This window comes from Amycolatopsis sp. WAC 04182, from assembly GCF_003947465.1.
Taxonomy (GTDB): Bacteria; Actinomycetota; Actinomycetes; order Mycobacteriales; family Pseudonocardiaceae; genus Amycolatopsis.
Map to the genome: position 1 here is coordinate 1,215,502 of NZ_QHJJ01000002.1, position 15,742 is coordinate 1,231,243.

At 68.9% G+C, this 15,742-nt stretch carries 13 protein-coding genes; 7 read left to right on the forward strand and 6 right to left on the reverse strand.

Going from position 1 to position 15,742, the window contains the following annotated elements:
• Window positions 1–60: 60 nt before the first annotated feature.
• The gene (locus DMH01_RS12945; RefSeq protein WP_125676288.1) at window positions 61–690 is read left to right on the forward strand and encodes a bifunctional 2-polyprenyl-6-hydroxyphenol methylase/3-demethylubiquinol 3-O-methyltransferase UbiG; all 630 of its coding nucleotides are present in this window, start codon (window positions 61–63) and stop codon (window positions 688–690) included.
• Between the two features lie 107 nt (window positions 691–797).
• Window positions 798–1,673 (forward strand): SGNH/GDSL hydrolase family protein, encoded by an 876-nt coding sequence (locus tag DMH01_RS12950; RefSeq protein ID WP_125676290.1) that lies wholly within the window; start codon window positions 798–800, stop codon window positions 1,671–1,673.
• Between the two features lie 70 nt (window positions 1,674–1,743).
• On the opposite strand, the gene DMH01_RS12955 is transcribed toward DMH01_RS12950, so the two are convergent.
• A complete protein-coding gene (locus DMH01_RS12955) occupies window positions 1,744–4,377 on the reverse strand; it encodes a valine--tRNA ligase (RefSeq protein ID WP_125676292.1) in 2,634 nt (877 codons plus the stop codon).
• Window positions 4,378–4,484: 107 nt separating this feature from the next.
• Here DMH01_RS12955 and DMH01_RS12960 point away from each other — a divergent pair, with 107 nt between their 5' ends.
• The 4 genes from DMH01_RS12960 to DMH01_RS12975 all read left to right on the forward strand — a co-directional run bounded on the left by DMH01_RS12960 (window position 4,485) and on the right by DMH01_RS12975 (window position 9,129).
• A complete protein-coding gene (locus DMH01_RS12960; protein WP_233621487.1) occupies window positions 4,485–5,462 on the forward strand; it encodes a hypothetical protein in 978 nt (325 codons plus the stop codon).
• A 24-nt stretch (window positions 5,463–5,486) separates the two neighbouring features.
• On the forward strand, window positions 5,487–5,807 hold the full coding sequence (locus tag DMH01_RS12965; RefSeq protein ID WP_125676294.1) for a hypothetical protein: 321 nt from the start codon (window positions 5,487–5,489) through the stop codon (window positions 5,805–5,807).
• A gap of 43 nt (window positions 5,808–5,850) precedes the next feature.
• The gene (locus DMH01_RS12970; protein WP_125676296.1) at window positions 5,851–8,163 is read left to right on the forward strand and encodes an FdhF/YdeP family oxidoreductase; all 2,313 of its coding nucleotides are present in this window, start codon (window positions 5,851–5,853) and stop codon (window positions 8,161–8,163) included.
• An 81-nt stretch (window positions 8,164–8,244) separates the two neighbouring features.
• Window positions 8,245–9,129 carry a hypothetical protein gene (locus tag DMH01_RS12975; protein ID WP_125676297.1) on the forward strand — a complete coding sequence of 295 codons (885 nt, stop codon included), beginning with the start codon at window positions 8,245–8,247 and terminating at the stop codon, window positions 9,127–9,129.
• 3 nt (window positions 9,130–9,132) lie between these two features.
• On the opposite strand, the gene DMH01_RS12980 is transcribed toward DMH01_RS12975, so the two are convergent.
• The 4 genes from DMH01_RS12980 to DMH01_RS12995 form a co-directional block, all read right to left on the reverse strand.
• On the reverse strand, window positions 9,133–10,533 hold the full coding sequence (locus DMH01_RS12980; protein ID WP_125676299.1) for an LCP family protein: 1,401 nt from the start codon (window positions 10,531–10,533) through the stop codon (window positions 9,133–9,135).
• Between the two features lie 48 nt (window positions 10,534–10,581).
• The gene (locus DMH01_RS12985) at window positions 10,582–11,325 is read right to left on the reverse strand and encodes an SDR family NAD(P)-dependent oxidoreductase (protein WP_199745459.1); all 744 of its coding nucleotides are present in this window, start codon (window positions 11,323–11,325) and stop codon (window positions 10,582–10,584) included.
• Between the two features lie 439 nt (window positions 11,326–11,764).
• Entirely contained in the window at window positions 11,765–11,893 is a 129-nt protein-coding gene (locus DMH01_RS43540; protein WP_255432039.1) for a hypothetical protein, read from the reverse strand.
• Window positions 11,890–13,251 (reverse strand): OFA family MFS transporter, encoded by a 1,362-nt coding sequence (locus tag DMH01_RS12995; protein WP_125676303.1) that lies wholly within the window; start codon window positions 13,249–13,251, stop codon window positions 11,890–11,892. Before DMH01_RS12995 ends, DMH01_RS43540 begins: the two co-directional genes overlap by 4 nt.
• A gap of 119 nt (window positions 13,252–13,370) precedes the next feature.
• Here DMH01_RS12995 and fdhD point away from each other — a divergent pair, with 119 nt between their 5' ends.
• The gene (fdhD, locus tag DMH01_RS13000) at window positions 13,371–14,204 is read left to right on the forward strand and encodes a formate dehydrogenase accessory sulfurtransferase FdhD (RefSeq protein WP_125676304.1); all 834 of its coding nucleotides are present in this window, start codon (window positions 13,371–13,373) and stop codon (window positions 14,202–14,204) included.
• 76 nt (window positions 14,205–14,280) lie between these two features.
• Here the strand turns inward: fdhD and DMH01_RS13005 are convergent, their stop codons facing one another.
• Complete coding sequence (locus DMH01_RS13005) at window positions 14,281–15,711, reverse strand: carotenoid oxygenase family protein (protein WP_125676306.1); 1,431 nt, start codon at window positions 15,709–15,711, stop codon at window positions 14,281–14,283.
• Window positions 15,712–15,742: the final 31 nt, after the last annotated feature.

Genomic DNA, 15,742 nt, shown 5'->3' on the forward strand with positions numbered 1-15,742 from the left:
CTTACCCTTGCTGCCTGTCGGACCGAGTCTACGTGCGGCTTTTCCTGGCACTCTCGACGCATGGGGTTCAACCACAACGACCACTACCACCCGCTGCTGCTCGACCAGCTGCCTCCCGGTCCCGGCGTGGCGCTGGACGTGGGCTGCGGCAGCGGGCGGTTCGCGCGGCGGCTCGCGGCGACCGGGATGCACGTCGAGGCGATCGACCGGTCCGGCCCGATGATCGAGCTCGCCGGTGCCGCCGGTTCGCCGGGGCCGGGCACGATCTCGTACCGGCAGGCCGACGTGGCCACCGAAAAGCTGCCGGAGGAGGCGTACGACTTCATCTCCTGCCTCGCGTCGCTCCACCATGTGCCGTTCGACACGGTCACGAAGTTGCGGGACGCGCTGGTCCCGGGCGGTGTGCTGGCCGTGCTCGGCCTCGGCAGGCCCAGCACGTTCGCCGATTACGCGCGGGCCCTCGTGGCCTCTCCGGTCAACGCCGTGGCCAGGGCGGTCGTGTACGCGGGCGAGCGGCTCAACGGCGGGGCCGATCCGCTGCCGACGGCGCCGATCGTGGAGACCTACCCGCCGATGAACCGGATCCGGCGCGACGCGGACAGGCTGCTGCCCGGGAGCAAGGTCCGGAACCTGCTCTTCTACCGCTATCTCCTCGTCTACCGCAGGCCGGAAGACGATCACCCGATGTGACACCCCAAGCGGGTGAAACCGGCGCCCGACCACCCGATCGGCGGGCCCGACCCGGCCGGATCCGGTTCATTTTTGAGAGGCCATCCAGTCCGGAGATCGGGGTCCTCATGCGCTTCAGACGCGTCCTGTTCGCGGCCGTCTCGACCGTCGTCCTGCTGATCGCCTCCACCACGGCGGCCACCGCCGCCACGCGGTCCTACCGGAATTACGTCGCGCTGGGTGATTCCTACACCTCCGGACCGCTCATCCCGCTCCCCCGCCTCGACCCGCTCTTCTGCGGCAAGTCGACGCAGAACTACCCGTCGATCCTCGCCTCGGCGCTGCGTGTCCGCTCCTTCACCGACATCAGCTGCGGCGGCGCCGACACCACCGACATGACGCAGCGGCAGAACGTGACCCTCGGCAGCAACCCGCCTCAGTTCAACGCCCTGCGCGCGAACACCGACCTGGTCACGGTCGGGATCGGCGGCAACGACTACGGCGTCTTCGGCACGCTCGTCGGCACTTGCCCGTCACTGCGCGCGAGCGATCCCACGGGGAATCCGTGCCAGGACCGGTTCACCGTCGGCGGTGTCGACACCATCAAGGCCAAGATCGCCGACACCGGCAAGAACGTCGAAAAGGTGCTGGCCGGGATCCACGCCCGCTCGCCGCGCGCCGACGTGCTCGTCGTCGGCTACCCGCGGATCGCGCCGGAACGCGGCTACTGCCCGAAGATCCTGCCCTTCGCCGAGGGCGACTACGCCTGGCTCAACGACGTCGAGAAGGCGTTGAACTCGGCGATCGAGAAGGCCGTCGCCGCCGACGGCAAGTCGACCTTCGTGGACACGTTCGGTCCGTCCGCCGGGCACGACGCCTGCGCGCCGAACGGGGCCGCGTGGATCAACGGGCAGCACACGAAACTGCTCGCCGCGGCTGCCTATCACCCCTATCGCACCGGGATGGTGGGGGTGGCCGGAGTGGTCCTCCGTCACCTCCGCTGAGCCACCCCACGCGCAATGAAGGGGCCTTTCATCGCAAAATTTGCGATGAAAGGCCCCTTCATTGCAGTCGTCAGGAGGCGGGCAGCGTCGCCAACCGGGCGTTGATGCGCTCGATGTCGGCCACCGCGGTCTCCTTGCGGGCCCGGATCTTGCCGATCACCGGCTCCGGCGCCTTGTCGATGAAGGCCTGGTTGCCGAGCTTGGCCTCGGCCTGCGCCAGTTCCTTCTCCGCCGCGCCGAGGTCCTTCTGCAGGCGCTTGCGCTCGGCGGCGACGTCGATCGTGCCGGACAGGTCCAGTTCGACGGTGACGACACCGGCCGACAGGCCGACCTCGAGCGACGCGCTCGGCGCGAAGCCGTCTTCGGGCTGCGTGAGCCGGACCAGCGCGCGGATCGGCTCGTCGTGTCCGGTGATCTCGGCGAACCCGTCGCCGGACAGCCGCGCGGCCACCTTCTGGCTGGGCTTGAGGCCCTGGTCCGCGCGGAACCGGCGGACCTCGGTGACCAGCTTCTGCACGTCCGCGATCCGCTTGTCCGCCACGGCGTCGGCGTACGAGGCGTCGGCCACCGGCCACGGGGCGATCACCAGCGATTCGCGGCCGGTCAGCGCCGTCCACAGCTTCTCGGTGATGAACGGGATGAACGGGTGCAGCAGCTTCAGCACCGTGTCGAACACGTGCCCCAGCACCGCGCGCGTCGCCGTCACGCGGGCCTCGTCGCCCTGGAAGACCTGGACCTTCGACAGCTCCAGGTACCAGTCGCACAGCTCCGTCCAGGTGAACTGGTAGAGCGTGTCGGTGGCCTTCGCGAACTGGTAGTCCGCCAGGTAGCCGGTCACCTCGTCGACGACGCTGCCGAGCCTGCCGAGGATCCAGCGGTCGGCCTCGGTGAGCTCGGCGGCCGGGGGCAGCGGGGCGTTCGCGTCCGCGCCGTTCATCATCGCGAACTTGGTGGCGTTCCAGAGCTTCGTGGTGAAGTTCCGGGACCCGGCGACCCATTCTTCGCCGATCGGCACGTCGGTGCCCGGGTTGGCGCCCCGCGTGAGGGTGAAACGCAACGCGTCGGTGCCGTAGCGGTCCATCCACTCGATGGGGTCGACACCGTTGCCCGCGGTCTTCGACATCTTCTTGCCGAACTGGTCGCGGACCATGCCGTGCAGCGCGATGGTCTTGAACGGCGCCTCGCCGGTGGCGTAGAGGCCGAACATCATCATCCGCACGACCCAGAAGAACAGGATGTCGTAGCCGGTGACCAGCACCGACGTCGGATAGAACTTGTTCAGGTCCGGCGTCTTCTCCGGCCAGCCGAGGGTGGAGAACGGCCACAGGCCCGACGAGAACCAGGTGTCGAGGACGTCGGGGTCCTGGGTCCAGCCCTCACCCGAAGGCGGCTCCTCGTCCGGTCCGACGCAGACGACCTCGTCGTTCGGGCCATACCAGACCGGGATGCGGTGGCCCCACCACAGCTGACGCGAGATGCACCAGTCGTGCAGGTTGTCGACCCAGTCGAAGTAGCGCTTCTCCATCTCCGGCGGGTGGACGTTCACCCGGCCGTCGCGCACCGCGTCGCCGGCGGCCTTCGCGAGCGGGCCGACCTTGACGAACCACTGCAGCGAAAGCCGCGGCTCGATCGGCTCCTTGGACCGCTCGGAGTGCCCGACGCTGTGCAGGTACGGACGCTTCTCCGCGACGATGCGGCCCTGCTCGCGCAGCTTCTCCCGCACCGCGACACGGGCTTCGAAGCGGTCCATGCCGTCGAACTCGGTGCCGGTGCCGTCGATGCGGCCCTGCTCGTCCATGATCGTGATCATCGGCAGGTCGTGCCGCTGGCCGATCTCGAAGTCGTTCGGGTCGTGCGCGGGGGTCACCTTGACCGCACCGGTGCCGAACTCCGGGTCCACGTGCTTGTCCGCGACGATCGGGATCTTGCGCCCGGTCAGCGGCAACTCGACCTCGGTGCCGATGAGGTGCGTGTAGCGCTCGTCGTCCGGGTGGACCGCGACGGCGGTGTCGCCGAGCATCGTCTCCATCCGGGTGGTGGCCACGACGATCGCGTTCTCGCCGTCGCCGTAGCGCATCGAGACGAGTTCGCCTTCGACCTCTTCGTGCTTCACCTCGGCGTCGGACAGCACCGACCGCAGCTCCGGCGACCAGTTGACCAGCCGCTCGGCGCGGTAGATCAGGCCGTCGTCGTAGAGCTTCTTGAAGATCGTGTTGACGGCCTTGGACAGGCCGTCGTCCATGGTGAACCGCTCACGGGTCCAGTCGACGCCCTCGCCGAGGCGCTTCATCTGGGCGAGGATCTTGCCGCCGTGCTCGTTCTTCCACTGCCAGACGCGCTCCACGAAGGCCTCACGGCCGAGTTCGCGGCGGCTGGTGCCCTCGGCGCGGAGCTGCTTCTCGACCAGCGCGTGGACCGCGATGCTCGCGTGGTCCATGCCCGGCAGGTACAGCGTCTCGTCGCCGAGCATGCGGTGGTAGCGGGTGATGGCGTCGATCAGGGTGTGCTCGAACGCGTGCCCGATGTGCAGCGAACCGGTCACGTTCGGGGGCGGGATGACTACCGTGAACGGCGGCTTGTCCGACGTGGGGTCGGCCGTGAAGTAGCCGGCGTCTACCCAACGCTGGTAGAGCGAGGCTTCTTCGTCGGCCGGGTTCCAGGTACCCGGAAGGTCGGTCTGCTGCTGCTGGGCGTTCTCGGTCACAGTTGACAAGTCTACGAACCCCCTCTAACGAGTTCCTCACCGGCCGTAACGCCCGCCGTTCCCAGCCGATGAGGGGATGTCGTGACGCACTGGGGAGGGGCGGGCTCTTGGAAGACCGGCGGTTGGAGACGCATCCGGATCTGATGGATCCGGACTGGCGCAAGCACGCGGAAGTGGACGCCTGGCTCGGCGCGAAGAAGGACATCAAGAAGCGGCGGAAGCAGGCGTCGCGCCGCGGTTTCCGGGTGTCCGGCGGTCCCGTCCTGGTCCTGGCGTTGATCGTGCTCGTGGTCGCGGCGGTCGTCGTGCACCGGGTACAGGGACGCGGCGTCAACGACGTCCCCGGCTTCGGGCAGCCGCCGAAGGCCGCTCCGGTGTCCGGCGGGGTCGACCTGAACCGGCCTTATGACCGCACCCCCGCCGCGTACTGGCGCGAAGGCATCGCGGGGATCGTCGTGCCGCCGGGGAAGGCCGTCGGCGATTTCACCGCCGAGGAGGTCGATGCGGCGTACCGGACCGTGACGCAGGCCGTCACGGCCGCCCGGCTGGGTTCTAGGGCGCTGCAGCACGCGGACGGCTCGGAGCTGCTCCGGTTGCTGGCCCCGAACGAGCGCGTCCGGCTCGAACCGGCGCTCACCAGCGCGCTCACCGTCGAAAAAGGCAAGTACCTGACCCTCGTCGGCCCGAACCGCCTGCTGCAGGTGCTTCCGCGCATGACCGGCTTCCTCACGGCGAAACCCGGCGACAAGGGCGAGCTGGTCGTCCACGCGAGCTACACGACCGCCTACGCCTTCGACGCGCATCCGGGCGAGGCCCGGTCGCCGTCGGACATCGTCCCGTTCGTCCGCGACGAACAGGACTACGTGATCCGCAAGGCGCCGCCGTTCGAAAAGGCCGACGCCGGGCTCAGTTTCGGCGAAGGCGCGGGCTACCACTCGCACATGGCGTGCGACGCGATCAAGACCGGCATCCTCGCGCCCCAGTACGCTGACAAGAGCAAACCCGTCGACGGCGCGATCGCGGTCGACGAAGCCGACACGTACGACCCGACGAAACCCCTGCCCTCGACGGGCAACTGCGAGTAGCCGAACCCGGGGGAAGAGGACGAGATGGACGAAGAGGACCGGCGGATCGAGACCCACCCGGACCTGGTCGACCCGAACTGGCAGAAGCACGCCGAGCTGGACGCCTGGCTGGGTGCGAAGAAGGAGCTCAAGAAGAAGCGCCGCAAGGAGCGCAAGGCGGCCTCCGGTGGCGGCTACTCCGCTCCGGGGACGAGCCGGTGGCCGGGCGTGGCCGCGCTCGTCGGCCTGATCGTGCTGGTCGTGGCCGCGGTGACGGTGAACGCGGTGCAGGAACGCGGCGTCAACGAGACACCCTGGTTCCCGCTGGACGACACGCAGATCGCCCGGCTCGTCACCGACGCCTGACCCCTCGGTCGCGCGCGGGAGCGGCAAGGCGCACGATGGGGTCATGACCCGCGAAGCACCCGCGAACGACGTTGACGAGACACAGCTCGAGGTCGGGAAACCGAAGAGCTGGGCGGCCGGGATCCCCGGGGTCGCCGTCTCCCTGATGCGCGGCATGGAACAGATGGGCGCCGCGCGCACGGTGAAGACGCTGCGCCTGCTGAACCAGCGCGACGGCTTCGACTGCCCAGGTTGCGCCTGGCCGGAGCCGCGCGAGGTCGACGGTGAGCACCGCAAACTCGCCGAGTTCTGCGAGAACGGCGCGAAGGCCGTCGCCGAGGAGGCGACGAAGCGCCGCGTCGGCCGCGAGTTCTTCGCCGCGCACTCGATTCAAGAACTGGCCGAGAAGACGGACTACTGGCTCGGCCAGCAGGGCCGCATCACCGAGCCGTTCGTGCTGCGCGAAGGCGCGACGCATTACGAGCCGATCTCCTGGGACGACGCGTTCACGCTGGTCGCGGACGAGCTTCGCGCGCTGCGGGATCCGAACGAGGCGATCTTCTACACCTCCGGCCGCACCAGCAACGAGGCCGCGTTCCTCTACCAGCTGCTCGTGCGCTCCTACGGCACCAACAACCTTCCCGACTGCTCCAACATGTGCCACGAGTCGTCCGGCGCGGCGCTCGCGGCCACGACCGGGATCGGCAAGGGTTCGGTGTCGCTCGCCGACATCCACAAGGCGGACCTGATCGTGGTGGTCGGCCAGAACCCGGGCACCAACCACCCGCGCATGCTGTCCGCGCTGGAGGAGGCCAAGGGCAACGGCGCGAAGATCATGGCGGTCAACCCGCTGCCCGAAGCCGGGCTGATGCGGTTCAAGAACCCGCAGAACGTCCGCGGTGTGGTCGGCAAGGGCACCCCGCTGGCCGACGAGTTCGCGCAGATCCGGCTCGGCGGCGACCTCGCGCTGTTCCAGGCGATCGGTCATCTGCTGCTGAAGTGGGAAGAGGAGACTCCCGGCACGATCGTCGACCGCGCGTTCGTCGAGTCGTCCACCGAGGGGTTCGAGGACTACTCGAAACATCTGCGGGAGATCGACTGGACCGAGGTCGGCGCCGCGACCGGGCTGCCGCGAGAGCAGATCGAGCGGCTGGCGCGGATGATCGCGACGTCGAAGCGGACCATCTACTGCTGGGCGATGGGCCTGACCCAGCACAAGCACGCGGTGCAGACGATCTCCGAGATCGCGAACCTGGCGCTGGTGCGCGGCATGATCGGCGAACCGGGTGCGGGCCTGTGCCCGGTGCGCGGGCACTCCAACGTGCAGGGCGACCGGACGATGGGCATCTGGGAGAAGATGCCGGAGTCCTTTATGGACAGTCTCGACGCGGAGTTCGGCATCAAGGTGCCGCGGGAGCACGGCCACGACACCGTCGCCGCGATCCGCGCGATGCGGGACGGCAAGGGCAAGGTCTTCTTCGCCGTCGGCGGCAACTTCGCCTCCGCCACCCCGGACACGGAGCTGACCGAGAAGGCGCTCAAGTCGTGCTCGCTGACCGCGCACGTGTCGACGAAGCTCAACCGCTCGCACGTCGTCCCCGGCCGGACCGCGCTGATCCTGCCCACCCTCGGCCGCACGGAACGCGACGTCCAGGCGGGCGGCGAACAGTTCGTCACCGTCGAAGACTCGATGTCGCAGGTGCACACCTCACGCGGCAGGCTGGCCCCGGCCAGTGAGCACCTGCTCTCCGAGGTCGCCATCGTCTGTCATCTCGCGGAGGCCCTGTTCGGTGCCGGGCACGCCGTGCCGTGGCGGGACTTCCACGCCGACTACGACCTCATCCGCGACCGGATCGCCCGCGTCGTCCCCGGCTGCCACGACTACAACGCCCGGGTGCGCGAGCCCGACGGGTTCGTCCTGCCGCACGCGCCGCGCGATTCCCGGCAGTTCAACGGGACCGCCAACGGCAAGGCGAACTTCACCGTCTCCGAACTCGAGTATCCCGAGGTGCCCGAAGGCAGGCTGCTGCTGCAGACGATGCGCAGCCACGACCAGTACAACACCACGATCTACGGCCTTTCCGACCGTTACCGCGGGATCGAGGACGCGCGGCGCGTGGTGCTGGTGAACCCCGACGACCTGGTCTCGCTCGGGCTCGCCGACGGCGCGATGGTCGACCTGGTCTCGGAATGGCGGGACGGCGACCGCCGGGCCCCGCGGTTCCGGGTGGTCTCCTATCCGACGGCGAAGGGCTGCGCGGCCGCGTACTTCCCCGAGGCGAACGCGTTGGTGCCGCTGGATTCGGTGGCGGACAAGTCGAACACCCCGGTGTCGAAGGCGATCGTGGTGCGGCTGGAGCCGGCGACCGCACCTTAGGCTGCCCGGTCGGCGGTGTCGGCCGGGCTCGGCAGGGGTCCACCGTGAAGTGACCGACCCACTTCGCGGAAAGGCCTTGCCATGTCACGAAGATCGACTCTGCGCTGCTTCGCCGCCCTGGCCTCGCTCCTGCTCGTCGCGGTACTGCCCGGCGCGGCCACCGCCGCTCCGGGCGCACCACCGCCGCTGCCCTTCGTCTCCCAGCTGGACCTGTCCTGCTACCGGACCGAGGGCTACAAACCGCCGCCGACCGAGCTCACCCTCAGGCATCTCAACCCCGTCCTCGCGAAACTGCCGTCGGAGACGGTCAAGCTGGGGGAACGTCAGCAGCTCTGCGTGCCGGTCGCGAAGAACGGCGCCGTCCCGCCGCCGGGGATCCTCGACTACGTCCGCTGGGTGGATCTGTCCTGCTACCGGATCGAAGGCCGCTCGGTGGACTTCCCGCTGACGCTGAGCCACCTGAACCCCGTCGTGCGGAAGCTGGGGATCCAGGACTCGCACGTGACCATGTTGTCGCCGGAGCAGTTGTGCGTCCCGGTCGCGAAGAACGGGAAGCTGCCGCCGCCGGAGATCCTGTCGTTCGTGCGGCACATCGATCTCGAGTGCTACGCGCTACGCGTCCTCGGGATCCCCACCATCCCGTTCCCGCTGACGCTGGGCCACCTCAACCCGGTGCTGGCCGACCGGCCGAAGGTGGACGTCAAGGTCGGCAACGCGCGGCAGTTGTGCGTCCCGGTGGCCAAACGCGGTGACGAGATCCCGCCGGAGGTGCTCGGCACCGTCCAGTGGCTGGATCTGGCGAAGGCGGACGTCAGCACCGCCCCGAGCGTCGTCGGGCCGGTCACGCTGAAACTGACCCACCTGAACCCGGTGCTGGCGCGGCTTCCCGGCGAAGAGGTCGCCATCACCGAACCGGTCCAGCTGGGCCTTCCGGTGGCCAAGAACGGCAAGGTCCCACCGGGCTGAGGATCAGTCGATGCAGCCGGCGGTGTCCGGGGTGATCGGCTGGTCGCCCTGGGCGGGCGCTCCTCCGCCCGCGGACACGCCCGGTCCTTTGTAGACCTGACCGAGGACGACCTCGATCTGGCCCGCGGCGACCGAATCGGCTTTCTGGACGTCCAGTCCACCGAGCAGTTTCGCGATCTCCGCCGCGGGCCCGGCCGCGTCGCTGTACCGGACGACCGAGGTACGCCGCCCGGCTTCGGCCTTCGTGTCGCCCTTGCCGAATCCCTTCCCCGCCAACAGGTCCGAGACGCGGGCGGCGAGGCCGTCCTTGCCGCTCGCGTTGACGACGTCGACCTTGGGGCCGGCGGGCGCCTGCGGTGTCGTGGGCTGGGCGCCGATCAGCGAGGCGGCGAACGCGCGCACCTGGGCGGGGTCCACCTGCACCGCGGTCCAGGTCGGGTGCCGGGGGTCGTAGCGGTAGTCGGGGTTGACCACCGGGATCGTCTCGAAGGCGATGCCACCGCCGGAGACCCCGCGCATCTGCCGGACGAAGTCGAGCAGATCCCACGAACCGTCGAGGACGACCGAGCGCTTCACGGCGTCGATCAGATCGGACACCCGCGCCGGGTTGGCGAGGGTTCCGCCGGACAGCACCTTCTGCGCCAGTCCGGCGAGGAACACCTGTTGACGGCGCACGCGGTCGAGGTCGCTGCGGGGCAGGTTCTTGCGCTGGCGGACGAAGGCGAGCGCGTCGGCACCCTGGATCGTCTGCCGTCCGGCCGGGAAGTCCGCGCCCGAATCCCGGTCCTTGGTGGCCTTGTTCAGGCACACCTCGACCCCGCCGACGGCCTTGCTGATCTCGTAGAAGCTCAGCAGGTTGACCTCGGCGAAGTGATCGATCTTGACGCCGCTGAGCTCCTCGACCGCTTTCAGGGTCGCCTTCCGCGCGGCGGTGATCGCCTGCTTGTTGATCTCGGCCTTGTCGGTCTTGCCCGCCGCGCGCTGCTCGTTCGCCGAGGCGAACTTGGTTCGGCCGAAGATCTCGTTGATCTTGCTCTTGTCCTTCGTGCCCGGCTGCGCGACCCACGAGTCACGCGGGATCGAGAAGGCCTTCACGGCCTGCTGCCCGTTGGGGATGCGGAGCACGATGAGCGTGTCGGTCAGGTCGTCGCCGTTCGCCCCGGCCCGCAGTTCGCGCAGGATCTCCGGCGGTAGCGGCCGGTCCTGGTTGTCGGTCCGCGCGTCGCGACCGACCAGGAGGATGTCCAGCGAGCCATCGGCGGGCTGTTCTCCCGGGTCCGGCGCCTCGATCACGTCTTCACGGGTGACGCCTTCGAGCGACTCCAGCGTCGTGTATCCGTACGCGGTCCCGCCGAACACCGCCACCGCCAGCGCGGCGACCAGGACCTTCCCCAGCTTGTGCACGATCTTTAGACGCGCGGGAGGCCGTCAGTGCTGCATAGGTGATCCAGTTCACATGCGCAGATGCGACGCGCCGTTCAGGTCGAGGATCGCGCCGGACGCCCACGTGGCCTCGGCGGAAGCGAGGTAGACCACCGCCGCCGCGACCTCCTCCGCCGTGCCGACCCGGCCGAACGGGCTCTCCCCGCTCGCGCCTTCGACCTTCGCCGCGACCCGGTCCGTCGCGGTGAAACCGGGCGCGACCGAGGTCACCGCGATCCCGTGCGGGGCGAGGGCGACGGCGAGCGACTGCCCGAGCGAGTGCAGCGCGGCCTTGCTCGCGCCGTACGCCGGGAACTCGGGCTCGCCCTTGAAGGCGCCCCGCGAACCGATGTTGACCACGCGGCCTGCCGCGCCGCGCTCGATCATGTGCCGGGTCACGCAGTAGGTCACGTTCGCGGTGCCGAGCACGTTGACGTCGAGCATCCGCCGCCAGACGCGCTGCCAGTCCGCATAGGACACTTCCGCGAGGGAATGCGCGACCGCCGCGGACGGGGCGAGGGCGGCGTTGTTCACCAGGACGTCGACGCCGCCCACCAGCGCTTCGGCCTCGTCGGCGACCCGCTGCGCCACCTCGGGATCCGACAGGTCGCCCTGGATCAGCCCGTGCCCGGAACCGGGCAAGTCGCCGAGTGTCCGCTCGGCGTCCTCCCGCTTCGAGGCGTAGTGGACGGCGACTCGGTCGCCCTTTTCCGCGAAGGCCCGCGCGATCGCCCGGCCGATACCGCGCGACGCCCCGGTCACCAAAACTCCCACGGCCAGACCCTAGCCGGTGTTCCGCAGGCCCGCATTCCAGTGTCCACAAAGGACGCTTTCTGAGCCGCAGGGCGAAGGTGCCCGAAAGCGTCGGCACAGGTGGTCGTGAGTGCCGCGCCGAGACAACACAGGACACAGTTGGCTGCTCAGTCGGTGCCCCCAATGTCACATTGGGGACACCGGAAGCCACTCACGAGAGGGGTGGGTGCCGCTCGAAGCCCGCGCCCACGATCGATCCCCACCCGGCCGGCCACCCATCCCACCGACGTTGCGAAAGCCACTTTCACAACCTTCAGCGTTGCGAAAGTGGCTTTCGCAACACTCCACCTTTGCCTTACCCCTCAGACGAACCCGAAACGCCACTCACGACCCTGGCGACCGGAGGCGAAGGCGCCTTTCACTGCATCAGACGCGGCGAAGGGAGTCTTCAGCCCACGGCCTAGCCGCCGAAGAGCTGGACGACCTTCCGGAACAGTTCGTAGACGCCGTAGGCGAACGGGAGCGCGACCCACAGCCAGGCGAAGACCATCAGCCCGGTGCGGCGGCGAACGGGAGCTTGTTCGGTCATCGGGCCTCACTCCTCGCGGGCTCGCCGGACGACGCCGGCTCGTGGTACTTCGGGTTGACCGGGCGCACCAGTTCGTTGGCGACGAACCCGACGACCAGCAGGCCGATCATGATGAACAGCGACGTCGTGTAGAGGTCGGGGCCGACCTTGCCCGCCGCCTTCTGGCTGTCGGAGATGGCGTTGACGATGAGCGGCCCGAGCACGCCCGCCATCGACCACGCGGTCAGCAGCCTGCCGTGAATCGCGCCCACCTGGTAGGTGCCGAAGAGATCCTTCAGGTACGCGGGCACGGTCGCGAAGCCACCGCCGTAGAACGACAGGATCAGCATGGCGCACAGGACGAACACGAGCTTCGACGCGTTGGTGGTCAGCGCGATCACCAGGTACAGCAGGGCGCCGACACCGAGGTACAGGCGGTAGATGTTCTTGCGCCCCACCAGGTCCGAAGTGGACGACCAGACGAACCGGCCGAGCATGTTGGTCAGCGAGAGCAACGCGACGAACCCGGCGGCCGCGGCGGTGCCGACCGGTGTCGAGGTCTCGCGGAAGAAGTCCGCGATCATCGGCGACGCCTTCTCCAGGATGCCGATGCCCGCGGTCACGTTGAAGCACAGGACCACCCAGAGCAGCCAGAACTGCGGCGTCTTGATGGCGTTGCGCGCCGACACGTTCGCGGTGGTGATCATCGCGGTGCCGTGGTCGGTCTTCGGTTCCCAGCCCGCGGGCTTCCAGCCGTCGGCGGGCACCCGGACCAGCAGGATGCCGAGGGTCATGAAGACCGCGTAGACCAGGCCGTGCACGAGGAAGGCCGTCGCGACGGTCCCGATCGACCACGGCGCCGCGCCCAGCATCTGCGAAGACCACGGGGAGGCGATCAGCGCGCCGCCGCCGAAGCCCATGATCGCGATCCCGGTGGCCATCCCCGGCCGGTCCGGGAACCATTTGATCAGCGTCGACACCGGCGAGATGTAGCCGATGCCGAGCCCGATGCCGCCGATCCCGCCCCAGCCGAGGACGACGAGCCAGTACTGCGACGTCGCCACGCCGAGCGCGGAAAGCAGGAAGCCCGAGCTGAAACAGACCATCGAGACGAACATCGCCCAGCGCGGCCCGTTGCGTTCGACCAGCGTCCCGCCGAACGCCGCCGACAGCCCGAGCATCACTATGCCGAGCTGGAACGGCAGGGCGCTCTCCGTACCGCTGAGCCCGAGGGTCTTCTCCAGCGGCGGTTTGAACACGCTCCACGCGTACGCCTGACCGATCGACAGGTGGACGGCCAGCGCGGCGGGCGGCACCAGCCAGCGGCTCCAGCCCGGTGCTGCGACGATGCGGGAACGGTCCAGGAAGCCGACAGCCATCCGGCGCCTCCGTACTCTGAGGATGTGCACTGGGAATGTATTACTTAATTCCCGACGTTGCAGTACTCAGGTGTTGAATGTTTCGGCGTCGAATAATCGGTCGGAAGGGTGGACCACACGTGGGCAGGGTGACGGTGCGGCGTCCGGTGCGGAAGATCTCCGCGACGAAGGACGTGCGGCGGCCCGACGCGCTCGCGGCCGAAGAACCGCTGGAGATCCGCGTCGGCGGCAAGGCACTCGCGGTCACCATGCGGACACCCGGCAACGACGTGGAACTGGCGCACGGGTTCCTGCTGTCGGAGGGCGTGCTCACCTCACGCGAGGACGTCGCGGTCGCGCGGTACTGCGACGGCGTCGACGACCAGGGCCGCAACACCTACAACGTCCTGGACATCGCACTGGCCGAAGGGGTGGCTCCGCCGGAGACGGGTGTCGAGCGGAACTTCTACACCACGTCCTCGTGCGGCGTCTGCGGCAAGGCCGCGCTCGACGCAGTGAAACTGAAAAGCCGGTTTTCTCCGGAGAAGTCCGAGTTCGCGGTGAGCACCGCCGTACTGTCGAAGCTCCCGGACACGCTCCGCGCCCACCAGAAGGTGTTCTCCAGCACCGGCGGGCTGCACGCGGCCGCCCTGTTCGACGGCGACGGGAACCTCGCCGTCGTCCGCGAAGACGTCGGCAGGCACAACGCCGTCGACAAGGTCCTCGGCTGGGCGCTGCAGGAGGGCCGGATCCCGGCGGCGGACGTCGGCCTGTTGGTGTCCGGCCGCGCCTCGTTCGAACTGGTGCAGAAGGCCGCCATGGCCGGGATCGGCCTGCTGGCGGCGGTTTCCGCACCGTCGTCGCTGGCCGCGGAACTGGCCGACGAGAACGGCATGACCCTCATCGGTTTCCTGCGCGGCGACAGCATGAACCTCTACAGCGGCGAACAGCGGGTGCTCGGCCTCGGGAGCTGAAGGACGCTTTCACCGCGTCTCACGAGACGAAAGCGTCCTTCACCGCGTGGCATGCGGTGAAGGACGCTTTCAACCCTCAGGCGCCCACCCAGTTGCCGTGGAAACCGTTCGGCACCCGGTCCGGCAGGTGCACGGCGCCGACGGTCTCCAGCGTCCCCGCGTCCAAAATGGTCAGATCGCTCTTCTGCGTCGCGGCGTCGTAGACGAAGCCCATCAGCACACCCTCGTCCTCTCCCGCGTCCATAGAGGACGGAACGAAGACGAACTCCCCCACCTGACTGCCCGCACCGAATTCCCTCGACGCGACCGACCGGTTCCACAGATCGTGCTTCAGCAGCGCACCCGAGGACGCCGACCCGTCCCTTGTGGACACTGAATAGCCGAAGCGGTGCCGCCGCCCGACCAGGCGCTCGTCGACGCGCGGGAACTCCTGCCCTTGGTCGTCGAGGCGTTCTTCGACGACCTTGCCGACGGTCAGGTCGATGGTCCAGCGGTCCAGGGTCGGCGGCCCCTCGGCCGGCCCGAGCAGTTCCGTGTCGAACATCTTCGGGTGCCGGACGACGTCCAGCACGATGTCGTCGCCGTCGTCGTAGGCGTTCATCGGGTGGAAGACGTAGCACGGCTCGATCTCGAACCAGCGGACGTCGCCGTTGCCGCCCTCCCGCGGCATGACCCCGATCCGCGCCGGGTACTTCGGGTTCCAGCGGTACGGCAGGCCCGCGTTGCCCGAGATCCGCTGACGCAGTTTCGCGCCGAAGGGATCCGGCACCTTCACCTTGCCCACCAACGCGGACATCACGAGCCGCGCGGGCGTGCGCAGGATCGACGGCACGGACGCGGTGACGGCCTGGTCGCTGTCGAAGGTGACCGGGAGGTCGTAGAACACGACGTGCTTCTCGGTCAGGGAGAAGTCGTGCATCATCGGCGAACCGGTGACCTCGACGTCGACCGTGCGGCGCGCCCGGCCTTGGGCATCGATCACCGAGTACTGGACCTTGTTGCCCGAGCCGAAGAAGTACGACACGGCGTGCAGTTCGCCGGTCTCCGGATCACGCTTCGGATGGGCGGTGTAGCCGCCGGGAAGGGTGCCGTCGAAGTCGCAGGCACCGACGGTGTCGAGCTCGTCGGTCAGCTCGAAGCTGGTCGCGCCGCCCTCGATCAGCGCCAGGGTCTTGCCCGCGTGGCCGATCACGTTCGTGTTGGCCCCCAGGCCGGCGGCCGCACCGCCTTCCCAGCGCTCGCCCAGCTCCCCGGACAGGCGCGGGTTGCGCACCCAGCGGTTGCGGTACCACTCGGCGCGGCCGTCCCGCAGCCGGACGCCGTGCACCATGCCGTCGCCCATGAACCAGTGGTAGGTCGCCGGGTCCACTTCGGACAGCGGGTTCGGCCCGTTCCGCAGATAGCGCCCGTCGAGGTACTCCGGGATGTGCCCGGTGACGGGCAGTTCGGTGATCGTGTGCTCACGGCTGACCGGGGCGAAGTTGCCCTCGAGGAACTTGTTGCCCATCACTGGCCCCCTACCGGCGGAATAACGATGT